The sequence below is a fragment of the Streptomyces sp. CLV115 genome (assembly GCF_038448545.1).
Classification (GTDB): domain Bacteria; phylum Actinomycetota; class Actinomycetes; order Streptomycetales; family Streptomycetaceae; genus Streptomyces; species Streptomyces sanglieri.
Genome location: NZ_JBCEWQ010000101.1, coordinates 1 through 23,479, shown reverse-complemented (window position 1 = coordinate 23,479; position 23,479 = coordinate 1). Strand labels below are relative to the sequence as shown.

Annotated in this window: 18 protein-coding genes; 2 read left to right on the top strand and 16 right to left on the bottom strand. The window is 71.0% G+C overall.

Features of this window, described 5'->3' with window-relative positions; translation table 11 throughout:
* Positions 1-9: 9 nt before the first annotated feature.
* On the bottom strand, positions 10-1,389 hold the full coding sequence (mycP, locus tag AADR41_RS28290; RefSeq protein WP_446751116.1) for a type VII secretion-associated serine protease mycosin: 1,380 nt from the start codon (positions 1,387-1,389) through the stop codon (positions 10-12).
* 862 nt (positions 1,390-2,251) lie between these two features.
* Between mycP and AADR41_RS28285 the strand changes: the two genes are divergently transcribed.
* Positions 2,252-2,485 (top strand): hypothetical protein, encoded by a 234-nt coding sequence (locus AADR41_RS28285; RefSeq protein ID WP_342284232.1) that lies wholly within the window; start codon positions 2,252-2,254, stop codon positions 2,483-2,485.
* Positions 2,486-2,868: 383 nt separating this feature from the next.
* On the opposite strand, the gene AADR41_RS28280 is transcribed toward AADR41_RS28285, so the two are convergent.
* The 10 genes from AADR41_RS28280 to AADR41_RS28235 all read right to left on the bottom strand — a co-directional run bounded on the left by AADR41_RS28280 (position 2,869) and on the right by AADR41_RS28235 (position 15,023).
* Positions 2,869-3,351, bottom strand: coding sequence for a hypothetical protein (locus AADR41_RS28280; protein ID WP_342284231.1), 483 nt, complete (start codon positions 3,349-3,351; stop codon positions 2,869-2,871).
* Positions 3,352-3,484: 133 nt separating this feature from the next.
* A complete protein-coding gene (locus tag AADR41_RS28275) occupies positions 3,485-5,836 on the bottom strand; it encodes a xanthine dehydrogenase family protein molybdopterin-binding subunit (RefSeq protein ID WP_342284230.1) in 2,352 nt (783 codons plus the stop codon).
* Entirely contained in the window at positions 5,833-7,914 is a 2,082-nt protein-coding gene (locus AADR41_RS28270) for a (2Fe-2S)-binding protein (RefSeq protein ID WP_342284229.1), read from the bottom strand. Before AADR41_RS28270 ends, AADR41_RS28275 begins: the two co-directional genes overlap by 4 nt.
* Positions 7,911-8,804 carry an FAD binding domain-containing protein gene (locus tag AADR41_RS28265; protein WP_342284228.1) on the bottom strand — a complete coding sequence of 298 codons (894 nt, stop codon included), beginning with the start codon at positions 8,802-8,804 and terminating at the stop codon, positions 7,911-7,913. The genes AADR41_RS28270 and AADR41_RS28265 overlap by 4 nt, the downstream gene beginning before the upstream one ends.
* Before the next feature lie 336 nt (positions 8,805-9,140).
* Positions 9,141-10,847: a beta-N-acetylhexosaminidase gene (locus AADR41_RS28260; protein WP_342284242.1), complete on the bottom strand. Its 1,707-nt coding sequence runs from the start codon at positions 10,845-10,847 to the stop codon at positions 9,141-9,143.
* Between the two features lie 10 nt (positions 10,848-10,857).
* Positions 10,858-11,706, bottom strand: coding sequence for a carbohydrate ABC transporter permease (locus tag AADR41_RS28255; protein ID WP_342284227.1), 849 nt, complete (start codon positions 11,704-11,706; stop codon positions 10,858-10,860).
* Positions 11,703-12,674, bottom strand: coding sequence for a carbohydrate ABC transporter permease (locus AADR41_RS28250; RefSeq protein WP_342284226.1), 972 nt, complete (start codon positions 12,672-12,674; stop codon positions 11,703-11,705). The genes AADR41_RS28255 and AADR41_RS28250 overlap by 4 nt, the downstream gene beginning before the upstream one ends.
* 2 nt (positions 12,675-12,676) lie before the next feature.
* Positions 12,677-13,981, bottom strand: coding sequence for an extracellular solute-binding protein (locus AADR41_RS28245; RefSeq protein WP_342284225.1), 1,305 nt, complete (start codon positions 13,979-13,981; stop codon positions 12,677-12,679).
* 157 nt (positions 13,982-14,138) lie between these two features.
* Positions 14,139-14,432, bottom strand: a complete 294-nt coding sequence (locus AADR41_RS28240) for a DUF3039 domain-containing protein (RefSeq protein WP_072484142.1) — start codon at positions 14,430-14,432, stop codon at positions 14,139-14,141.
* A 30-nt stretch (positions 14,433-14,462) separates the two neighbouring features.
* A complete protein-coding gene (locus tag AADR41_RS28235; protein WP_266732557.1) occupies positions 14,463-15,023 on the bottom strand; it encodes a YqgE/AlgH family protein in 561 nt (186 codons plus the stop codon).
* Positions 15,024-15,299: 276 nt separating this feature from the next.
* Between AADR41_RS28235 and murA the strand changes: the two genes are divergently transcribed.
* The gene (gene murA / locus AADR41_RS28230) at positions 15,300-16,640 is read left to right on the top strand and encodes a UDP-N-acetylglucosamine 1-carboxyvinyltransferase (protein WP_124723249.1); all 1,341 of its coding nucleotides are present in this window, start codon (positions 15,300-15,302) and stop codon (positions 16,638-16,640) included.
* 204 nt (positions 16,641-16,844) lie between these two features.
* Here murA and AADR41_RS28225 read toward each other — a convergent pair whose 3' ends face one another.
* From AADR41_RS28225 to AADR41_RS28205, 5 genes are all read right to left on the bottom strand, one after another.
* Positions 16,845-17,126, bottom strand: a complete 282-nt coding sequence (locus tag AADR41_RS28225; protein ID WP_003968811.1) for an HU family DNA-binding protein — start codon at positions 17,124-17,126, stop codon at positions 16,845-16,847.
* Between the two features lie 402 nt (positions 17,127-17,528).
* Positions 17,529-18,965: an NAD-dependent malic enzyme gene (locus AADR41_RS28220; RefSeq protein WP_342284224.1), complete on the bottom strand. Its 1,437-nt coding sequence runs from the start codon at positions 18,963-18,965 to the stop codon at positions 17,529-17,531.
* A gap of 482 nt (positions 18,966-19,447) precedes the next feature.
* Positions 19,448-21,832, bottom strand: a complete 2,385-nt coding sequence (locus AADR41_RS28215) for a HelD family protein (protein WP_342284223.1) — start codon at positions 21,830-21,832, stop codon at positions 19,448-19,450.
* 104 nt (positions 21,833-21,936) lie between these two features.
* Positions 21,937-22,905, bottom strand: coding sequence for a zf-HC2 domain-containing protein (locus AADR41_RS28210; RefSeq protein ID WP_342284222.1), 969 nt, complete (start codon positions 22,903-22,905; stop codon positions 21,937-21,939).
* The gene (locus AADR41_RS28205; protein ID WP_342284241.1) at positions 22,902-23,390 is read right to left on the bottom strand and encodes a sigma-70 family RNA polymerase sigma factor; all 489 of its coding nucleotides are present in this window, start codon (positions 23,388-23,390) and stop codon (positions 22,902-22,904) included. The genes AADR41_RS28210 and AADR41_RS28205 overlap by 4 nt, the downstream gene beginning before the upstream one ends.
* Between the last annotated feature and the right edge of the window lie 89 nt (positions 23,391-23,479).

Sequence of the window (23,479 nt, the reverse complement as noted above, 5' to 3'; positions counted from 1 at the left end):
TGTCTGCGCCTATTTCCAGGGTGAGTTGGAGCCGGGGGGAGCAGCCGGTGGTGGTGCGCAGGCCGGGTGCGTGTGCTGCTGGTGAGACTGCGGTTGCTGGTACGGGCCGGGGCCCGGAGGCTGGTGCGGGTACGCGGGCGGGGCTGCTGCGAACTTGCGGCGGCGGGACCGGATGGCCAGGCCTGCCGTCACTGTGCCGATGAGCGCGAGCGCGCCGATGCCCAGACCGATCCAGAGGCCCGTGTTGCCGCTGTTGCCGTCGGAGACGGGAGCTGCTGCGGCCGGCCTGTCGGGACTCCCTGAATCCCCGGTCGCCTGGGAAGGCTCGGGGGAAGCGCTGGGGCTCTTACGCTTGGCTGCCGCGAGGTCGGGGAGCGGGTACACGTCGGGCGGGCCGGGGTCGCCCGGGGTTTTGAGGGCGATGCGGGGGCGGACCGCCCCGTAGCCGACGTAGTCGTCACGCTTCGCGCCACTCTTCGGTTTTCCCGCTGTGTTCAGCATGACGCGGAGGACCTGGTTGTTGGTCCAGTCGGGGTGTTTCGACCAGATGAGAGCGGCCGAGGCGGAGGCGATGGCGGTGGCGTCGCTGGTTCCGCTCGTCTTGCACAGCTGAGTTCCGCCCTTGCAGGGATGGACCATGTCGATTCCGGGTGCCGTGAAATCGATCTGCGGCCCGAACTGGGACTCGTCGGTCTTCTTCGCGTCGTGACCAATGGCTCCTACGCCGACAACCCCGGGCGTACCAGCCGGGTATTCGAGCAGGTTGGCTCCATCACCGCTGTTGCCGGCGGCTGCGAAGATCAACGCTCCATTGTCGAGCGCATACTTCACCGCATCTGTCAGCGCTTGCGAACCTGCCTGCGCCCCCAGGGAAATATTGATGACCTTCGCGCCGCGTTCCACCGCATACCGAATCGCCACAGGAGCAACGCGATTGAACTTTGCGTCCCCCTCGGCCTGAGTTGCGCCGACTCCCGAATCGGGCATGCGGATCGGCAGGATCTTCGCTCCTGGCGCAAGACCGAAGGCGCCGTTTCCTCCGTTGCTCCGGCCCGTCCCCGCGATCAGGCCGGCCATGCTCGTACCGTGGCCGTCGTAGTCGGTGTGTTCATCGCCCGCAACGTCCGACTCCAAGTTCCTTCCCTTGAGGACTCGCCCCACCAGGTCCGGATTCGCCGGGTCCACACCGGTATCGATCACAGCAACGACAACGCCCCTGCCCGTACTCGTCTGCCACATCTCGTCTGCCTTCATGACATCGAGATGCCACTGCATGGAACGCGTGGAGTCAGCAGACGCGGGTCCAGCGGAGCCGCCTACCAGGAGTAGGCCCAGCGCAGCCGCCAAGGCGGATCGCCGTCGTGTCGGTCCTTCACTCCTGATGCGCATCCAAGTCCTTCGTGAGTTCGCTGCTGATCAGTCGATGACCGGCGGGACTACGCGTCGACCGCCTTGCTGCCAGGTCTCATCGTCTTCGACCAGATAGTCCGGCCGCTCGCCGTTCTCATCCCGCCCCGTCGTGTGCGCCCCCGAGCCCTTACGTGCCGAGCCTCCCGAGGCCCCTCCCCTCACCAGACCGGACCCTCCGGGAGTGAACGGGCGTGCGGACCTGCGGCCCTGTGGTTGACGGCTGCTGCCACCTGTGATCGGGGAGACTCCGGAACCGACGCCGCCGCCCAGGCCCGGGGCACGGCCCATGGGCGCTGTGCCGCGGGGATTCTCGTTGCCGATGACCGTTCCGCGAGGGATCCCCGCGACAGAGCGTCCTGGTTCCGGGGGTACAACGCGGCCACCGGTGATCCCGTTGGGCCCGGGGGCACGGCCCACCGGACCGGGGCTCGGCGGAGTCGCCCCTGGAGCAGACACCGACGGACGCGGCACACCAGTCGTACGGCCTCCTCCACCGGTGCTGTGGGGTGCGGAGGGGCCGACAGGGGGAACAGGCGGAATCATGCCTGGCGTCAGCGAGGGCTGAGTGTCAGGCCTGGGCCCGGTTGGCGGCACTACTGGATTCGCAACCCGTGAAGGCAGCGTATCCGGAAGCGCGGCCACTCCGTCGATCCCCATGTCCACCGACTTGGAGACGGCGGGTGACCCCGTATGCGGGGTGGTAATCACGCTCCCGGCAGGCGGGGTCACATCAGCCGTGGCTTCAGCGCGGTGTCCTGGTGCATCGGGGTGTACCGGTCCGTTGGTAGCAGACGCAGGCGCCGTCCCTGGCGAAACCTGTCCGTTCTGTCGTCCGTCGCGCGTGTCAGCGCCTCGCAGGGCGATCGCCCCCGGCAGAACCGGAAACACCGGCTTCTCCAGAGACGTCATCTGGGACGACGAGAGGGTGTACGCCTGCGACAGCCTCCGCATCTGCGCGGCCGCCTCTTCCCTGTTCCTCTTCCCGGACTCGATCAGCGTCTCCGCGGACTTCCTCGCCACGTCCGAGGCATCCGGATCGTTCCGGGCGGCGAGAGCTGCCTCCAGGTTTGTCTGAGCGCCCGCCTCGGTCCTGGGAATCGACGCCTGCGCCGATGCGATCGCGTTCGACGCCTCACCGAGCCACTTGGACACGCCCTCGCTGTAATCCCCCAGGCGCAGCGTCGCATTGGCCAAATCCGCACTCCATGTGCGGAACGCATCAGCCCCTTGGCCCTTCCACTCCACCCACTGCGGGCGGACCTTCAGGTCCTCGGCGACCTTGCTGATCTCGGAAGCCGCTTTCGCGAGACGATCCGACGCCGCCTGCATCTCACCGCTGTTGGCGCGGTCCAACCACTCCAGCATCTGCTCGTGCGTCTTTTTGTCGAAATCCGTACCCACGACGCCCCCTCTCCCCGTCCCCTGTCATCAGCACGCTGAGCACATCGACCACCAGCGTCAGAAGACGGTGCCGTCAGATGTGTGGCTCTGCTCGGCCTTGTGGTGGGCGTTCATGCTGTCCTGGATCGCGAGCATGCGGCCCCGGACCTCCAGGTCGACGTTCTCGTAGCCCTTGTGGGCCCCGAGCACGGCGATGCTCATGCCCTCGATGGAGTCGGAGAGCAGCTGGGACAGCTCTTCCAGCTCCTTGATCACCTTGGAGTACGAGCCGTGCAGAGCGTCCGCTTCGGACCACTCGCCCTTGCCGCCGCCGAACCGGTCCCGTCCCATCGCGTCCTCGCCGACCTTCCCCGGGCCCGCCGGAGAGGTCTTGAGGTCGCGGAGGAGGGCGTCGATGCGATCGCGGAACTTCGTGAACGACGACAGCTCGGTGGCCAGTTCGCCCGCGGCTCCCGGGGACACCGCCCCGGCGGCGCCCACCGCTCCGACGACGTTCCACGGGTATGCCGGGGATTCCGCCCCCGGACCGCTCCGCCCCACATCGCCCTCCCCCGGTCGGCGACAGTCGAGCGGCGCTCGGCCCCCGACGTCGGGGCTCACCCTAATGAGCGGTGGTGACACCGCGCATTTCCGGGTTGCGTCCGCAACCCGGATCAGGCCATCCGTGCGGGGATCAGGAGTTGGACGCCGCGACCGCTGCCTGGGGTCTGATGGGGAGGCGGTTTATCGGGCGGCCGGTGGCTGCTCGGACGGCTGCGGCCACTGCTGCGGGGGATGTCACCACGGGGACCGCCGAGGCTGGCTTGGCGCCGAAGGGGGCCACCACGTCGCGTTCCTCGACGAGTTTGACGATGCGGATCTCGGGGGCGTCCAGGGCGGTCGGGAGGGCGTAGCCGGTGAGGTCGGGGTGGCGGATCAGGCCGCGGGCGCTGCGGAGGTTCTCGGTGAGGGCGGCGCCGATGCCCTGGGTGATGCCGGCCTCGATGCGGGTCGCCAGCTGGGACGGGTTGAGGACCCGGCCGACGTCCTGGGCGATCGCCATCTCCACGACCCGGACGGAGCCGAGTTCGATGTCCACGTCCACCACCGCGCGGATCGCGCAGAAGGCGAGGCCGACGAAGGCGTCGCCCTGGCCGGATTCGTCGAGCGGCTCGGTCGGGTGGGGGCGGCACTGGGCGGTGGCCCAGAGCTCCTTGCCGTCCATCGCCTCGGTGACCGTCGTGGACAGCACACCGTCGTACGAAGTGATCTTGCCGTCGGCGATCTGCAGCAGTTCCGTGGACATGCCGAACTTGTGGGCCAGCGGCTGGAGCAGTTGGGTGCGGACCATCTTGGCGGCGCGTTCCACCGCCCCGGCCGAGACCCAGGTGTGGCGGCCGTGCGTGGCCGGGCCCGCCGGGGGCTGGTCGGTGTCGACGGACGCGACGTGGACCTCTTCGATGCCCAGGGTCTCCTGGACGACCTGACGGGCGAGGGTCGAGAAGCCCTGGCCCGTCTCGACCGCCGCGCAGATGACCGTGGCGATGCCGTCGTGGACCCTGACGGTGGCCGTGGAGACCTCGTCGGCGCCTTCCGCGCCGAGCATGTGGACCATGCCGAGCGCGTAGCCGACGCCTCGGCGCACCGCACCGGGCTCGCCCGCGCCCTCGGGCCCGCCGGGAAGCAGCCAGTCGTCCTCCGGGGAGTCCTTGGGAAGGGCGGGGAGGGGGAATTCCCTTACGGATTCCAGGAGTTCGGCCACCGGTGCCGGGCAGGTCACCGTCTGGCCGGTGGGCAGGATGTCGCCGGTGGACAGGGCGTTGCGCAGGCGCAGTTCGGCCGGGTCGATGCCGAGCTTGGCGGCCAGCTTGTCCATCTGGCCCTCGTACGCCGCGCAGACCTGCATCGCGCCCTCGCCCCGGACGTGTCCGGACGGCGGGTTGTTCGTGCGGACCGCCCAGCCCTCGATGAAGGCGTGCGGGACGACGTAGGGGCCGCAGGCGAACGCGACCGCGGCGGCCAGCGACTCGGACGAGGAGTCGGCGTACGCGCCCGCGTCGAGCAGGATCTGCGCCTCGACCTTCACCAGCCGGCCCTCGGCGTCCGCGTGGTGGCGGTAGCGCAGCAGCGTGGGGTGCCGGTGGGAGTGGCCGAGGAAGGACTCCTCACGGGTGGCGGCCAGCTTGACCGGGCAGCCGGTGCGCAGGGCGAGCAGGCCGAGCGGCAGCTGGAAACCGGGTTCTTCGCGGTCGCCGGTCGCGCCGGGGACACCCGTGACGACGACCTTCACCCGGTCCGGTTCGAGGCCGAAGCAGGCGGCGGCGAGATCGCGGTCGGTGTGCGGGTCGGTGGAGGCGGTGTAGATCTCCACGCCGCCGTCGGGACGGGGTACGGCGAGCCCGGCCTCGGCGCCGATGGGGGCCGGGTCCTGGCGGCCGATGCGGTACAGGCCCTCGACCACTGCCTCGCCGGTGGCCTCGGGGTCGCCGTACTGGAGCGGGATGTGGCGGATCAGGTTGCCGTCGGGGTGCAGCGGTTCGGCGGCGAAGGCCTTTTCCGGGTCGGTGACCGGTTCCAGTACCTCGTACTCGACGGCGATGGCCGCGGCGGCGAGCCTGGCCGTGTCCGGGTGGTCGGCGGCGACCGCGGCGATCGGCTCGCCGTGGTGGCGGACCAGGTCGGACGCGAAGACCGGACGGTCGACGACCCGGCGTCCGTAGGTGGTCTCCCCGGGGATGTCCTCGTGCGTGATGACGGCCCGTACCCCCGCCATCTCGACGGCGGCCGAGGTGTCGATGGACAGGATCCGGGCGTGCGGGTGCGGGGAGCGGAGGACGGCGGCCCAGAGCAGGCCCTCGGCCCAGAGGTCGGCGGCGTACGGGAAGGTGCCCTCGGTCTTGGCGCGCGCGTCGGCGGGCGGCAGCGAGACGCCGAGGCCGAGCGCGGGCGGCTCGGTGCCGGGGCCCTCGGCCGTCGGGTCGGTGCCCGTCTGGGTGGTGATCCGTGTGCTGGTCGCGTTGGCAGCGGTGGCTGCGTCGTTGCTCACGCCATGCCTCCGTCCTGCGGGTGCGGCTGGACTCCACCGGCGCCGGGGGCCGCCTGGTGCGGGATGCGGGCCTCGTCGGACTCCGGGGACGGGGAGTCCGACGAGGCGAGGTCGGTGGCGGCCTCGCGGCCCGCGATGACCTCGTTGACGGCGTCCAGGACACCGCGGTAGCCGGAGCAGCGGCAGAGGTTCCCGCAGAGCGCCTGGCGCGTCTCCAGTTCGCTGGGGGCGTGGTTGCCCTCCAGCAGGTCGTGGACGGTCATCGCCATGCCGGGGATGCAGAAACCGCACTGGACGGCACCGCACTTGGCCAGGGCGCGCTGGACGTCGGAGGGCTCGCCGTCCACGGCGAGACCCTCGACCGTACGCACCTCGCTGCCGGCCGCGGTGGCCGCGGGTACCAGGCAGGAGGCGACCAGCCTGCCGTCCACCTGGACGTTGCACGCTCCGCACTCGCCCTGCGAGCAGCCGTCCTTGGCACCGGCGAGGCCGAGGCGCTCGCGGAGCACGTAGAGGAGCGACTCGCCGATCCAGGCATCGGTGACGGGGCGGTCGGCGCCGTTCACGTGCAGGACGTAGGACGCGGCGGGGTGGTCGTCGGGAACGCCGAGCGGGCCGGATTCTTCCGGTTGAGGGTCGGGCAGCGAGGGATCGGTCTGCTGGAGATCAGACGGCTGGGGATCAGACGGCTGGGGATCAGACGGCTGGGGATCAGACGGCTGGGGATCAGACGGCTGAGACTCCTGGGGGGCTGCTTCGGGAGCGGTCACCGGCACCGGGGGCGCTGCGGCTTCGAGGTCCGCCGCAGGCTGCGCGTCCTCGGACACCGGCACCGGCACCGGCACCGACGCCGGGTCGGGCTTCGGCTCCGGGTCCTGCTCCGGCTCCGCCGGGCGCCCGGAGGCGGCGTCGACCGGGTCGGCGACGGCTTCGGAGGGCGCTTCCGGAGCGTGCGGAACGGCGGCGGCACCGTCCGGTACCGGGGTGGGCTCCGCCGCCACGGCAGGCTCCGGGGCCGGTACTGCCCCGGGGGCGTGCGGGGTGTCCGCGTACGTTACGGACGACGCCTCGACCTGTGCCTGCTCGAACTCGGCTCCCGGCGTGTGCTCCGGCTCCCTGTCCGTGTCCGTCAGGAGCGCGGGATCGACCGCGAGGTCTGCCCCGGCCTCGGGCTCGGGCTCGATCGAGGGCGCCGCGACGGGCTCCGGGCCCTGCTCCTGGACCGGCTCCTGGACCGGTTCCTGAACCGGCTCCTGCGTCGCCCACGGTGCGGGCGCGCCGCCCGGCAGCGTGGCCGGCGGGGTCCGGTCCCCGTACCACTGGGCCGCCAGGGCCGAGGCCGCGAACTCGCCCGACTCCTCCGGGAGATCGCCGTCGGCGACCGGGATCGTCCACTGGCCGGTGTGGCCGGTGTGACCCGTGTGGTCGGGGTGGCCACCGTGCTGCCCGGTGTGGTCGACGGGAGCGGTGTGGTCGGCGAGGCCCTGCTGCCCCGCCTGCGTGTGGATGCCGTACTCCGCGGACTCGGTGAAGTTCCACTGGCCCGTGGCCGCCGGGTTCTCCCGGTACTGCTCCTGCGCGTACGGATCGTGCAGGGCCTGCTGAGCCTGCGGCTCCTGGGGGGCATGAGGAACGTACGGGGCCTGGGGGGCCTGCTGCGGGTACTCGTACTCGTAGTCGTACGGGCCCTGCTGATGGTTCGGGGCCTGCTGATGGTTCGGGGCCTGCTGCTGGTTCTGGGCCTGCTGGTTCGGGTCCGGCCAGTGCACCGCCCCGGGGGCCTGCTGCTCCGCCCCCGTACCGCCCTCCTGCCGGCCCTGCGGCTGCACGATCCAGCTGCCCGTGGCCGACGGGTCGAGCCCGGCCGCCGGGGTCAGCGGCACGATCATCGGCGGTACGTAGCCGTGGCCGGGCGCGGCCAGCGGGATGTTCGCCAGGTCCTCCGGCGGCAGGTGGACGAAGGCGGTCGCCTCCGCGTCGTACTCGCCGCCCTGCGGCGTCGGCTGCCAGCCCCCGTGCCGCAGGTGCTCCTGCTGCCCGTGCTGATCGTGCTGATCGTTGTGTTCCTCGTTGCTCACGACAGTGCCCTCCCCAGCGCTCGTCGGGCCAGCGCGGCGACGGTCCGCCGCAGGTGCAGTACGGCGGGGGGCAGCGGTACGGCCTCGCCCCCGTCGGACGGTGGCTGGTCCGGGATGCAGGCCGCGGCGACGTACTCGCCGAAGGCGGCCAGCGCGTCGGGGGCCAGGCCCCGTTCGCCGTCCCAGTCGATCAGTGAGGCGATCCAGCGTTCGGCCTCCAGCGGGCGCAGCGGCATCGGCGCGATGGCGCCGACCGCGCAGCGCACTCCGCGCCGGGCCGGGTCGAGGACGATCGCCACGGACGCGGTGGCGCGGCCGGGGCCGGTGCGGCCGGTGGCCTTCAGGAAGACCTGGGGGGCGTGCAGCAGGGGTACCCGGACGAAGCCGATGAGTTCGGCGGGTTCGAGCATGTCGCGGCCGGCCAGCAGGTGGGAGACCGGGATCTCGCGCCGTGCGCCGCCCGGACCCGCGATGACCAGCTCGGCCTCCAGCGCGGCGAGCACCGGCAGGGTGTCGCCGGTCGGGGCCGCGGTGGCGATGTTGCCGCCGAGCGTTCCGGCGTTGCGGATCTGGGGCGGGCCGGCGGCGCGTGCCGACGCGGCCAGCGCGGGGATCAGGGCCGCGAAGTCGGGCCGTCCCATGCGTGCGTGGGTGAGGCCGGCGCCGAGCAGGGCGTGGCCGTCCTGGTAGTGCCAGCCGCGCAGTTCGCTGATCCGGCCGAGGCCGACCAGGCCCGAGGGGCGCAGCAGCCCCTTGTTGACGGCCGACATCAGGTCTGTACCGCCCGCCACAGGAACGGCGGCAGGCATGGCTCCGAGCGCCGCCACGGCCTCGTCGAGCGAGGCCGGCAGCGTCACGGACTGCGTCGCCTGCGGTGCGTGCGTGGTCAACCCAGCTGCCCCTTCCCGGTGTCCCGGCTGTCCGGCTGTTTCGCCGTACGGTACGTGCTCAAAGCCTGGACGTGGCAACTCTGGCACATCTTCGGATCGGACCGACGCGAGGGTCCGCGAAGGGCGTATCCATCCCCGATCAGGGGAATGTTCCCGTTTCACCCCGCTTCGGCGCAGAGTGTGAATTGCAGTTCTTCGGTATGGCTCGTGGGCGATTGTTCTGTTCTGGCGTCCGAGTGCCGCGTTCCGTTGCGGCAGGGCGAGTTCCGGACAAAAAAACCGTCGGCCGGCCCGCTCCTCAGGAGTGGGCCGGCCGACGGCCGGGTGCGGTCGGGATCACACGTTCGGGGGCACCCCGTCGATGGGTCGTCCCAGCACTCCAGGTCGCTGCTGACGGGGCAGCGGCCCGGCCGGCGGCCGGTAGTCGACGCCGAGGGCGTCGAGCCGGGCGTAGTGCGTGGTCATCCGGCGCTCGAAGGCGGCGAAGTCCCGCTCGGCGGATACGGGCAGCGGCGACCAGGCGACCTCCGCGAACGCCGCGAGGCGCGGGAAGACCTGGTAGTCGACGCGGGCCCGGTTCTGCATCACCTCGGTCCAGACATTGGCCTGGGTGCCCAGGATGTGACGGGCCGCCTCCTCGGAGAGGCCCGCCGGTACGGGCTCGAAGCGGTAGACGTCCTCCAGGGTGCGGACGAAGCCGATGGGCATCGGCTCGTCGGGGCCGCCGTCCTGACGGTGGTCCAGGTACACGTGCTGCTCCGGGCACATCACGACGTCGTGGCCGGCCTCGGCGGCGGCGATGCCTCCGCCGTAGCCCCGCCAGGACGACACGGCGGCGCCCGCCGGGAGGCCGCCCTCCAGGATCTCGTCCCAGCCGATCAGCCGGCGGCCGCGCGCGGTGAGCCAGGTGTCGAAGTGCCGGATGATCCAGGACTGCAGCTCGTCCTCGTTGGCCAGGCCGAATTCCGCGATCCTGGCCTGGGCGACCGCCGAGTCCTTCCACTGCTCCTTGCGGCACTCGTCGCCGCCGATGTGGATGAACGGCGAGGTGGCGGCGGGGAAGAGGTCGAGCACCTCTTCGAGGACGCCCTCGAAGAAGCGCAGGGTGTTGTCGGTCGGGGTGAGTACGTTCGCGTTGATGCCCCAGGTGTCCCAGACGGAGAGGGCGGTGGTGTCGACGACGTCCGCGTTGCCCAGTTCGGGGTACGCGGCGATGGCGGCCTGCGAGTGGCCGGGGATGTCGATCTCGGGGACGACCCGGATGTGCCGCTCTGCGGCGTACGCGACGATCTCGCGGATGTCGTCCTGCGTGTAGTACCCGCCGTGCGGGGTCTCGTCCCACAGCTCGGAGGCCCGGTGGCCGTGCTTGGTGCGCGAGCGCCAGGAGCCGACCTCGGTGAGCCGGGGGAAGCGCTTGATCTCGATGCGCCAGCCCTGGTCGTCGGTGAGGTGGAAGTGGAAGACGTTCAGCTTGTGCGCGGCGAGGAGGTCGAGATAGCGCAGCACGTCGTCCTTGGGCAGGAAGTGCCGTGCCACGTCGAGCATCATGCCGCGCCAGGGGAAGCGGGGGGCGTCCTCGATGTCCGCGGAGGGGATCGCGCGCTGTGGGCCGGGGCCGACGGGTGCGCGGCGGAAGGCCTCGGGGCCCAGGAGCTGACGGAGGGTCTGCGCGCCCCAGAAGACCCCGGCGGGGCTGCCTCCGGTGATCTCCACGCCGGTGCCGGCCCCGGTGCTCAGCCGGTAGCCCTCCGGTTCCAGCGCCGGGTCGATGGCCAGCCGGACGGTGTCGGTGGCGTGTTCGCCGCCGGGGGCGAGCGGCAGGCCGAAGGCGGCGCCGAGCGTGGTGCGCAGCCAGCGTTCGGTGTTCTCCGTGCCGGGGGCCGCCGTGATGGTGGTGGACGGGCCGAACAGGAAGCCGCGGCGCCCTTCACCACCGGCGCGCACCGGCGCCGGGATCAAGTCGGGCGCCGAGGTCGGCTCGGGCGCGGGGATCACGTCGGATGCCGGGACCTGGCCGGAGGCCGGGCCGGGGGTCGGGTCCATGTCCATGGCGTCAGTCCTTTACCGCTCCGCCGAGTCCTGAGACCAGGCGGCGCTGTACGAGTACGAAGAAGACCAGAACGGGAACGGTCATCACCGTCGAGGCTGCCATGATCCCTCCCCAGTCGTTCTCATCGGGTTTGAAGAAGACCAGCAGCGCCATGGGGAGCGTCGACTGGGAGGTGTCGCTGATGATGAACGACTTCGCGAACAGGAAGTCGTTCCAGGTGGAGATGAACGAGAAGACGCTGGTCGCCACCAGGCCGGGGAAGACCAGCGGGAAGAGGATCTGCCACAGGAAGCGGGTGCGGCTCGCGCCGTCGATGTACGCGGCCTCCTCCAGTGCCTCCGGGACGGCCTTGACGAAGCCGCGCAGCATCCAGATCGCGAACGGCAGCGAGAAGGCCAGGTGCGGCAGGATCAGCGAACCGAGTGTGTTCAGCTGGCCGAAGTCCCGCATCAGGAAGAACAGCGGGATGGTCAGCGCCTCTACCGGCACCATCTGCGCGACCAGGAACATGATCAGCAGCGTGGTCCGGAAGCGGAACTTGAACCGGGTCACGGCCGTCGCGGCCAGGAAGGCGATCAGTGCGGAGGCGATGACGACCGTGCCGGCGACGAGCAGGCTGTTGAGGAAGTACCGCCCGAAGTCGTTCTGTTCGAAGACCCGGCGGAACGAGTCGAGGGACGGCGACAGCGTCCACGGCCGGGGGTCGGTGGACTGGATCTCTCCTGCCGGTTTGAGCGCGGAAAGCACCATCCAGTACAGCGGGAAGGCGACCGCGGCGGCGATCAGCAGGGCCGCGGCCTCGGCGGCCAGCCGGCCGGGCCGGCGGACGCGCAGCATGCTCCGTGCGCTCACAGTTCCTCCCCCTGACGCCGCACCAGCCGCAGATAGACGAGCGTGACGGCCAGCAGGATCACCAGCATCACGACGCCGATCGCCGAGCCGAGGCTGTACTGCGAGGACGCGAACGCCTTCTGGTACGCGTACACGTTGAGCACCAGGTTCTGGCCGGCGATGCCGCCGCCGTTGGTCATGACGTAGATCTGGGTGAAGACCTTGAAGTCCCAGATGATCGACTGGATGGTGACGACGACGAGGATCGGCCGCAGCATCGGGGCCATGACCGACCGCCAGATCCGCCACTGCGAGGCGCCGTCCAGCGCGGCCGCCTCCAGCACCTCGGTGGGGATCGCCCGGATGCCCGCGTACACGGTCACCATCACGAACGGGAACGAGCACCACAGGACTTCCAGCAGCACCAGGGCGAAGGCGCTGTAGCGCCCGTACGTCCAGGAGAAGTCGCCGAGCCCAAGCACCCGGTTGACCGGGCCGAAGTCCGGGTCGAAGAGGAACACCCAGACGGTGGACCCGGTGATCGCCGGGGTCGCCCAGGCACCGAGCGCGGCCATCATCAGGGCGAGCCGCGGCAGGGCGCGGATCCGGGTCAGCAGGACGGCCAGCGCGCAGCCGACGAGCAGGGTGGCCAGTACGCAGACGGCGGCGAAGACCACGGTCGCCAGCAGCACCTGCCAGAACTGGCCGTCGCCGAAGAGCGTCGCGTAGTTCCCGAAGCCTTGGAAGGTCGTCGGTTCACCGCCGCTGACCTGGGCCTGGGTGTATTCCAGGAAGGAGATCAGGCCGAGTTGGTAGATCGGGTAGACGAGCAGGACGCCGAGCAGGACGAGCGCGGGCAGGAGGTAGAGCCAGGGGGTCCAGCCGGAGCGGCGCGCGGGCGAGGACGGGCGGCGCCGGAGCGGGCGCGGGTCCGTGCCGCCCGCGCCGGCGGCGCCGGGCGCCTTGTACGTCGTGGTGTTCGCGGTCATGGTCAGCCCGCGTCGGTGAACGCGGCGTCCATCTTCTTCGCCGCGTCGTCCGCGGCCCCGGCCACGTCCTTACGGCCGCTGACGATCTCCTGGAACATCGTCGGCAGGATCAGCGAGGAGTCGATCTGGCCCCAGCCCGGCGAGGCCGGGACGAACCTGGCGCCCGCGCCGAGGGTCTTGACGAACGGCTCGACGAACGGCTCCTTCTTCGCGGCCGCGTCCCGTACGTCGGTGTAGGTCGGCAGGAAGCCCATCGCGTCGAACATCTTGGTCTGGGTCTGCTTGCCGGTCAGGGACTTCATCAGGTCAACGGCGAGGGTGCGGTGCGGGCTGCTCTTCAGTACGCCGATGTTGTTCCCGCCCGCGAACGCGGGGGCGACGGAGCCCTCGGCGACGCCGGGCAGCGGCACCACCGCGTACTTGCCCTTCACCGATCCGGCCTCGACGGCCGCGTGGCTGAAGTCGCCGCCGATCGCCATGGCGGCCTTGCCGGAGGCGAAGGCGGTGACGGTGGCGTTGCCGCCCATGGCCGCGCACTTGGCGGCCGGGCAGTTGTCGTCGCCGAAGAGCGAGGTGTAGGCCTCGATGCCCTTGCGGGCCTTGTCGCTGTTGATGGCCGCCTTGTACGTTCCGCCGCTCTCGTCGGCGAGTTCGCCGCCGGCCGCCCAGATGAACGGCATCGCGCCGTAGGTGTACGCGCCGCCGACCGCGAGTCCGTACAGGTCCGGCTTCTTCTTGTGGATCTTCTTCGCGGTGGAGATCAGCTCGGCCTGGGTCTTGGGAGCCTCGATCCCCAGCTCCTTGAAGACGTCCGTGCGGTAGTACAGCGCCCGTACGCCGACGAAGAGCGGGGCGCCGTAGATCTTGCCGTCCACCGTCACGGACTGCTTGGCGGTCGGGTCGGTGTCCTTGGCCTCGTCCCAGGCGTCGAACTCGGCGCTCACGTCGGCGAGTCCGCCGTCCTTGACGTATCCGGCGGTGTCGGTGTTGCCGTATTCGATGAGGTCGGGGGCGCTCTTGGGGTCGTTGAACGCCGCCTTGATGCGCTGGGCACGGGTGTCGACCGGTATGTACTCGACCTCGACCTCCGCACCCTTGTGGGCCTTCTCGAAGTCGGCGACCGCCGCGTCGACGACCTTCTCCTTGGGCTTGTTGCCGACTTCCTGGAAGAGCCAGACACGCAGTGTTCCGGTCTTCTCGTCCCCCTTGGCTCCGGTGTCGGAGGTCTGCGGCGCACAGGCGGTGGCGGTGAGACCGGCCAGCACAAGCGCCGCGGCCGGGGCGGCAATTCGGGCAGAAAGCTTCATCCGGGAACCCCTACCGGTTGGCGTTGCAACATACGCAACGGGCGTTTCGTTCCGCACAACTGGCAGGAGAGTAGGTGCGCACGGCAGACGCGGACAAGTGGTCTCTACCACTCTGTGACCCGGGGGCCCGAAGCAGTGTCGCCGGACGGCTTGCGGACTACTTCTTGTCCTTGCCGCCCTTGCCCTTGTCCTTGTCGCCGCCGGCGCCCATGGACTCGTAGATCTCCTTGCACATGGGGCAGACCGGGTACTTCTTGGGGTCGCGCCCCGGCACCCAGACCTTCCCGCACAGTGCGACCACGGGGGTGCCCTCCAGGGCACTCGCCATGATCTTGTCCTTCTGGACGTAATGGGCGTAGCGCTCGTGGTCGCCGTCGCCGTTCGACACCTGCGGGGTCGGCTCTACGAGGGTGCCCGTACCTGCCCCGCGCTCGGGCTCAAGAGTGCTCATAACCGCCAAGGGTACCGACCGCCCGGAGCTTCAGTTCAGCGAAGGGTCGTCCGGATACGTGGCGATCATCGCCAGTTCGCTGCGCTGACGGCGCAGGACCGCGCGCCAGAGGTGCTCCGGGCGCGGGAAGGAGACGTCTCCGGGTTCGGACTCCACGACGTACCAGGCGCCCTCGGTCAGTTCGGTCTCCAGCTGTCCGGGGCCCCAGCCCGCGTACCCGGCGAAGATCCGCAGCGAGCCCAGCGCCGCCGCCAGCAGCTCCGGCGGCGCCTCCAGGTCCACCAGGCCGATCGCCCCGTACACCCGGCGCCAGCCGAGCGGACCCTCGTCGCCGGGGATCACGGCCACGCCGAGCGCCGAGTCGAGCGAGACCGGTCCGCCCTGGAACACGACGTCCGGCTCGCCGGTCAGGCCGGCCCAGGGCGTGAGGATGTCACCGACGCCGACCGGGGTCGGGCGGTTCAGGACCACGCCGAGCGAGCCCTCCTCGTCGTGGTCGAGCAGGAGCACCACCGCACGGTCGAAATTCGGGTCCGCGAGCGCGGGTGTGGCCACGAGTAGTCGCCCTGTGAGCGAGGACACCTCGGTCATGGCAGAAATGATCCCGCATCTTCGCCTGCCGCGGGGACCAAGTGGGCCGCCCGGTCACCGGCCGGGTCGGAGCGCAGCTCAGGGCGCACGGATGCATGGGGAGCGCGCGATCCGGAGGGCCTTGCGGACGGTAACCCTCCGCAAGTCTCGGGGAGCAGAGCGTGTTGTGGCGAATTCATGACGTTCGTACACCCCCGGTTCTCTTACGGAACGGGGGCGGTCGGCCATTACTCTTTCGTTTGGCCCCCTGCCCGACCACTCCGGAACGCGAGATTCATGACCGGCACAGACGATGTCCTGCTTGTCCACGGCGGAACCCCGCTGGAGGGCGAGATCCGCGTCAGAGGCGCCAAGAACCTGGTGCCGAAGGCGATGGTCGCCGCGCTGCTCGGCAGCGGGCCCAGCCGGCTGCGCAACGTGCCCGACATCCGCGACGTGCGGGTGGTCCGGGGGCTGCTCCAGCTGCACGGCGTGACGGTCCGGCCCGGTGACGAACCGGGTGAGCTGATCCTGGACCCGACCCATGTGGAGAGCGCCAACGTCGCCGACATCGACGCCCACGCGGGCTCCTCGCGCATCCCGATCCTGTTCTGCGGCCCGCTGCTGCACCGGCTCGGCCACGCGTTCATCCCGGGGCTCGGCGGCTGCGACATCGGCGGCCGGCCGATCGACTTCCACTTCGACGTGCTGCGGCAGTTCGGCGCGACCATCGAGAAGCGGGCGGACGGGCAGTACCTGGAGGCCCCGCAGCGGCTGCGCGGCACGAAGATCCGGCTGCCGTACCCGTCGGTGGGCTCCACCGAGCAGGTGCTGCTGACGGCCGTGCTGGCCGAGGGCGTCACCGAGCTGTCCAACGCGGCCGTGGAGCCGGAGATCGAGGACCTCATCTGCGTACTGCAGAAGATGGGCGCGATCATCTCGATGGACACCGACCGGACGATCCGGATCACCGGTGTCGACCGGCTGGACGGTTACACCCACCGGGCCATCCCGGACCGCCTGGAGGCGGCCTCCTGGGCGTCCGCGGCGCTGGCCACCGAGGGCAACATCTACGTACGGGGCGCACAGCAGCGCTCGATGATGACGTTCCTCAACACCTTCCGCCGGGTCGGCGGCGCCTTCGAGATCGACGACGAGGGCATCCGCTTCTGGCACCCGGGCGGCGCGCTGAACGCCATCGCCCTGGAGACGGACGTGCACCCCGGCTTCCAGACCGACTGGCAGCAGCCGCTGGTGGTGGCCCTGACGCAGGCCACGGGCCTGTCCATCGTCCACGAGACGGTGTACGAGTCCCGGCTGGGCTTCACCTCCGCGCTCAACCAGATGGGCGCGCACATCCAGCTCTACCGCGAGTGCCTGGGCGGTTCCGACTGCCGCTTCGGCCAGCGCAACTTCCTGCACTCGGCGGTCGTGTCCGGACCGACCCGGCTGCAGGGCGCGGACCTGGTCATCCCGGACCTGCGCGGCGGCTTCTCGTACCTGATCGCCGCACTGGCGGCACAGGGCACCTCGCGGGTGCACGGCATCGACCTGATCAACCGCGGCTACGAGAACTTCATGGACAAGCTGGAGAAGCTGGGCGCGAAGGTCGAGCTGCCGGGCGGGGCGCTGGTCTGAGACCGCGCGCCGGAAGGCTGCTGACGGGGGTTCGGGGCGCTGCCCCGGGCCCCCGTTCCCCGTTTTCCGGCCCCTGTTCCCCGCCGAACGGGGACCGGGGGTCCGATACCGGGCCGCAGAGGCCCAGAACGGGGCCTCTCGGGCCGGTACACCGAAGGGCGGTCACCCTGGTGGGGTGACCGCCCTTCGTCGCGCCTGTGGGGCTTACTTGCCCTTGGCGGCTTCCTTGAGCTTGGAGCCCGCGGAGACCTTCACGCTGTAGCCGGCCGGGATGTTGATCGGGTCGCCGGTCTGCGGGTTACGAGCGGTGCGAGCGGCACGGTGGGTGCGCTCGAAGGTCAGGAAGCCGGGGATGGTGACCTTCTCGTCGCCCTTGGCGACGATCTCACCGACGGTCTCGGCGAGGGCGGCCAGAACGGCGTCGGCGTCCTTGCGAGTCACCTCGGCGCGGTCGGCCAGGGCGGCCACCAGCTCACTGCGGTTCATGTTGTTACTCCCGTGTTCTTCTTGCCTGTGAGGCGTGAGATCGAAGCCGATGCTGCCAGGGCCCTCGGACAGTCCCCGGACCCGGGTCTGTCGTCAGACCCTCGCGCCCGATTACGCATCCTGCCCCCACCTGCGGCGGTAACGCCAATCCGGCACCCTCCGGAGTCACACGAAAAGCGCCACGGCCTCTTCGTGGTGACGTTCCGTCGACTCCCCGAAAGCGTTCCGCAGCGAAAGCGGGGCCTGCGCGGGGCGCGCCGCCCGCCCACCCTAAAGGGGCGTTTGGGGCGTCGCGACCCGCGACGCGCCGTAGGCCGGGCCGACGTGAGCCGGACCGGCGTGGGGCGCCGCGGGCGCGGCCGGCGCGGGCGGGGCCGCGGCGGGTCGTACCGGAGGATCCGGTCAGCCGAGCTCGCCCGAGGCCGGGCCGGTACCGGCGGCCGCCCTCGCGGCGTCCCGGACGGCTCCGGCGACCGCGCCCGCGACCCGGTCGTTGAAGACCGACGGGATGATGTAGTTCGCGTTCAGCTCGTCCTCGGCGACCACGTCGGCGAGGGCGCCCGCCGCGGCGAGCATCATCTCCGTGTTGACGGTGCGGGACTGGGCGTCCAGCAGACCGCGGAAGACACCCGGGAAGACCAGCACGTTGTTGATCTGGTTCGGGAAGTCGGAGCGGCCGGTGGCGACAACTGCCGCCGTCTGGCGAGCGATTGCCGGGTCGACCTCGGGGTCCGGGTTCGCGAGCGCGAACACGATCGCTCCCTCGGCCATGGCCGCGACGTCGCCGCCGTCCAGCACGTTCGGGGCGGAGACGCCGATGAAGACGTCGGCGCCCACGACCGCCTGCTTGAGGGTGCCGGTGACGGACTCCGGGTTGGTGTTGTCGGCGATCCAGCGCAGCGGCGAGTCGGCGTCGGCGGAGACGAGGTCCTCGCGGCCGGCGTGCACCACGCCGTGGATGTCGGCGACGACGGCGTGCTTGACGCCAGCGGCGATGAGGAGCTTCAGGATGGCCGTACCGGCCGCTCCGGCGCCGGACATGACGACGCGTACGTCCCCGATCCCCTTGCCCACCACGCGAAGCGCGTTGGTCAGCGCGGCCAGTACGACGATCGCGGTGCCGTGCTGGTCGTCGTGGAAGACCGGGATGTCCAGGGCCTCGCGCAGCCGCGCCTCGATCTCGAAGCAGCGGGGGGCGGAGATGTCCTCCAGGTTGATGCCCGCGAAGCCGGGGGCGATCGCCTTGACGATCTCGACGATGGCGTCGGTGTCCTGGGTGTCCAGGCAGATCGGCCAGGCGTCGATGTCGGCGAAGCGCTTGAAGAGGGCCGCCTTGCCCTCCATGACCGGCATGGCGGCCATCGGGCCGATGTTGCCGAGGCCGAGCACGGCGGAGCCGTCGGTCACGACCGCAACGGTGTTGCGCTTGATGGTGAGGCGGCGGGCGTCCTCGGGGTTCTCGGCGATCGCCATGCAGACCCGGGCCACGCCCGGGGTGTAGATCATCGAGAGGTCGTCGCGGTTGCGGATGGGGTGCTTGGACGCCATCTCGATCTTGCCGCCGAGGTGCATCAGGAACGTACGGTCGGAGACCTTGCCGAGGACGACGCCCTCGATGCCGCGCAGGCCCTCGACGATCTCGTCGGCGTGCGAGGTGGAGGTGGCCGCGATGGTGACGTCGATCCGGAGCTTCTCGTGACCGGAGGCGGTCACGTCGAGGCCGGTGACCGAACCGCCGGAGGACTCCACGGCCGTGGTGAGCTGGGAGACCGCTGTGCCGCTCGCGGGCACCTCCAGCCTGACCGTCATCGAGTACGAGACGCTGGGCGCCGTTGCCATGGCCGAGTCCTTCGCTTTCCTTAGCTTCTTTGCCGCGCGACCGGGGCGCTCGCCTCGGACACGCTTCCCGATCGTCGCACCTACTGGCCGGTAGCCGGTAATGACTGCCACTCTTCGGAAAGTAATTTCCACCATACGAGATATGAGGGCTCCGGCGGAAGCCCCGAGCCGACCCCGGCGGGGTCCGCTGGGCTCCAGGTGGGATCCGCTGGGGTCCGGGCGGGGTCCACTGGGGTCCGGCCGGCTCCGGAACAGAAACGGACTCCGGAAACAAAAACAGACCCGCGCCACCTGGAGGTGACGCGGGTCTGTCTTCTGGGTCAAGCGGCACCGACCCGCCATGCTCGCCTCGCGGCAAGTGGTCGCTCGTAGCGACGAAGGTTGGGCCCGGGGGCTTGGATCGAGCCGGTGCCGACACCAGGCTAACAAAGACCCCGAAGAAGTGATTCCCCGCAGCACAGGTTGACCCGAAAAACAGGCGATCAGTCCCTCAGCAGGTCCGGAACCCCGTCCTCGTCCGGCAGATCCCGCTCCCCCGACACCACCGTGAGCTGCTGCGTCGCACGCGTCAACGCCACGTACAGCACCCGCAGGCCCGCCGGGGACTCGTCCGCGATCTCCGCGGGCGAGACGACCACCGTGGCGTCGTACTCCAGGCCCTTCGCCTCCAGGCTGCCCAGCGCCACCACCCGCTCGCCCAGCTCGGCGAGCCAGGCACGGGCCTGCGCCCGGCGGTTCATCGCGACGACCACGCCCACCGTGCCGTCGACCTCGCCGAGCAGCCGCCGCGCCTCCTCGCGCACCGAGGCGGCCAGATCGCCGTCCCGTACCGTCTCGAAGCGCGGCTTCACCCCGGTTGAGCGGACCGCGGACGGGGACTCCATCCCGGGCATCGCCAGCGCCAGGACCTTGGCGGCCAGCTCGGCGATCTCCGCCGGGTTGCGGTAGTTGACCGTGAGGGTGAAGCGGCGGCGCGGCCGGTTGCCGAGCGCCTCGTCGCGCGCGCGGGCGGCCTCGTCCGGGTCGGACCAGGAGGACTGCGCCGGGTCGCCGACGATCGTCCAGGTGGCGTGCCTGCCCCGGCGGCCGACCATCCGCCACTGCATGGGCGTCAGGTCCTGCGCCTCGTCGACGATGACGTGCGCGTACTCCGTGCGCTCCGCGGCCAGCCGCTCGGCGCGCTCGCGCTGGGTCTCCTCGCGCTGCGGCATCAGCTCCTCCAGCCCGGAGAGCTGGTCCAGCGGGTCGAGTTCGCGCTTCTTCTTGGGCCGGTGCGGTGTGCCCAGCAGCGTGTGGAGCTCGTCGAGGATGGCCACGTCGTGCACGGACAACGGTCCGTTCCCCGCGCTGTCGAGCCGCTTCAGGGAGCGGGCGAAACGGCGCACCTCGCCCTGGTTGAGGACCCGGCGGGCCCAGCGGCCGAGCCGCTTCTCGTCGGCCATCGCCGCGAGCACCCCGCGCGGGGTCAGCTCGGGCCACCAGGCGTTCAGGAAGTCGAGGAAGTCCGTCTCGGTGGAGACGTCCTCGTCGAAGGAGGAGCGCAGTTCGGCGGCGAGTTCCGGGTCGGTGTAGCGGCCCCGGCCCGAGGACTTGTTCCACAGTGCGTCCAGCAGCAGTCTGCGGGCGCGCGGGCGCAGCAGGTTGACCGGGGCGGTGCCGCCGAGGACGGACTGCCGGATGCGGTGGAGTTCGTCGGCGTTCAGCTCGACGCGGGCGCCGAACGCGACCACCCGCAACCGGGTGGGGGTGGCCGGGGCGGCGTCGGTCTCCTCCTCGTCGCCGAAGAACAGCTGGCCGTCCCGGTCCGCCGCCCTGCGGGAGGTGCCGGGCTGTTCCAGGGCGCCCCGGGAGGCCTTGCGCAGTACCTGGAGCATCCGCGAGGAGCCCTTGATCCGGGCGACGGCGGGGTCGTCGTAGGTGGTGGCGCCCTCGACGCCGGCCGCCTCGTCGGAGAGCGAGCCGACGGCGCGGATCGCGACCTGCCCCTCCTCGCCCAGCGAGGGCAGCACGCCTTCGGTGTACGCGACCAGGAGCGGGGTCGGCGACACGACGAGGATGCCGCCCGCGTATCGCCGCCGGTCCTGGTAGAGGAGGTACGCGGCGCGGTGCAGCGCGACGGCCGTCTTGCCGGTGCCGGGGCCGCCGGAGACCTCGGTGACCGAGGCGGCGGGGGCCCGGATCACCAGGTCCTGTTCGGCCTGGATGGAGGAGACGATGTCCCGCATGGTGTGGCTGCGGGCCTGGCCGAGCGCCGCCATCAGGGCGCCGTCCCCGATCACCGGCAGCTCGGCGCCGTCCAGGTACGCGGTCAGCTCGGGGCGCATCAGGTCGTCCTCGACCCCGAGGACCTTGCGGCCCTTGGAGCGGATGACCCGGCGGCGCACGACCCTGCCGGGTTCCTTCGGCGTCGACCGGTAGAACGGTGCGGCGGCCGGCGCGCGCCAGTCGATGACCAGCGGCGCGTAGTCGGAGTCGAGGACCCCGATCCGGCCGATGTGCAGCGTCTCCGCGATCTCGGCCGAACTGTCGTCGCGTACCGCGTCCTCGGCTGGTTCGACGGAGGTGTACGCGCCGTCCGGGCCGCGTACGCCGTCCTTGCCGAGCAGCAGGTCGATCCTTCCGAAGAGGAAGTCCTCGAACTCGCTGTTCAGCCGGTTGAGGTGGATTCCGGCCCGGAACACCTGGGCGTCACGCTCGGCGAGCGCCCCCGGGGTACCCACCTGGCCGCGCTTGACGGCGTCATTCATGAGAAATTCCGCCTCGTGGATCTTCTCCTCAAGGCGGTGATAAACACGGTCGAGATGTTCCTGCTCGACACCGATTTCCCGGTCCCGCAACGAATCGACAGCGGCATCCTGCGCGGCCACCGAGGCCCCCTTCTGACGTGCATTGGGCAGCCGTCAACCTTATGCGAAGGGTGACCCGCCGCGCACCTGCCGCGCGTCTCGAAATGGTCTGCCGGGGGTATCGGTCAGGCATCTACCTCGACCAGCCGCCCGCCGTCGAAGGTACGCACCTCGAAATGGTCGATGTCGCCCCGTCCCATGGCCGCTCCGCCGGAGACATAGAGCGGGTATTCGGCGCCCGGGTACGGGGAGTCCTGGATGCCGTACCCCCACTCCGGTACGGACCAGGAGGTGACGACCTCCTCCTCGCCGGACCTCGACACCGCGATCAGCCGGCATTTCTGCGGGCCCGTCACGTTCCTGAGCTCCAGCACGGTGCTGGTGCCCCAGGGCCTCTCCGCCATGCCGACGGCGGCGGAGACCCGGGTACGGGGGTCGGTGGCCCGCACCTTCTCCGGCATGCGGCGGAAGGCTGCTCCCTCGGCGGGGCCGGCGGGGTCGACGGGGTCGGTCGAGGTGGTGGGGTCGTTGGGAGTGGTGGGAGTGGTGGGAGTGGTGGGTGTGGTGGAGCCGGTGGGGTACGGTCCGGCCGCCCGCGCCGCCGGGCCGTCGTCGCCGCCCGCCAGGACCGCGACCACCGGGCCACCGATGATCAGCGCCACCGCCGCCGCCACCAGAACCACGGAGCGGCGCCTGCGCCGGACCCGCCCGGCCGTCACCTCGTCGACCAGCCGCTCCAGCACGTGGGGGCCGGGCTGCCCCGGTACGTACCGGACGGCGGGCGCACCCCGGTAGCCGGAGACCCGCGCGAGGACGGGCTCCAGGCCGGCGAGCTCGTCGAGCCGGGCGGCACACGGGTCACAGCCGGTCAGGTGCGCCTCGAAGGCGGTCGCCTCGGCGTCGTCGAGAACACCGAGGAGGTACGCACCGGCGGCGTCGTGCCCGGCCGGGTCGACGGGGGTGTGGTCGGAAGGGCTGGAGAGTCCGGAAGGGCTGCGGAGGTCTGAGGGGCTGGAGGGGCTGGAGGGGCCTGACAAGCTGTGGGGGCCGGTCGGCCTGAGCCCGAAGGGCTCCCACTCGTGGTCGTCGTTCATGCCGTGATCCCCCTCTCCTCCAGTGCGAGTTTCATCGAGCGCAGTGCGTAGAAGACCCGTGACCGTACCGTCCCGCTCGGAATGCCCAGCACCTCGGCCGCCTCACCGACCGTGCGGCCCTTGAAGTAGGTCTCGACCAGGGCCTCCCGGTGCGCGGTGGTCAGATCGTCGAGCGCCTCGGACAGCGTCATCAGCCACAGCGCCTTCTCCATCTCGTCCTCCGCGGGCACTGCCTCCAGCGGCGACGGGTCGACCTCGGGCGGCCGGGCCCGTCTGCTGCGGTGGCCGTCGATGACGATGCGCCGGGCGACCGTCACCAGCCAGGGCCGGACCGATCCGGTCGCGCCGCCCAGCCGCCCGGCGTTCTTCCAGGCCCGGATGAGCGTCTCCTGCACCACGTCCTCGGCGCGCTGCCGGTCACCGGCGACCAGGCGGAGCACGTACGCGAACAGGGGCCCGGCATGCTCGCGGTAGAGCGCCCGCATCAGCTCCTCGTCCGGGACGGCGGAGGGCGACTCCGGGACGGCGGAGGGCGACGAGGAGTGGGGGGAGGACGTGGAAGAGGACGCGGGGG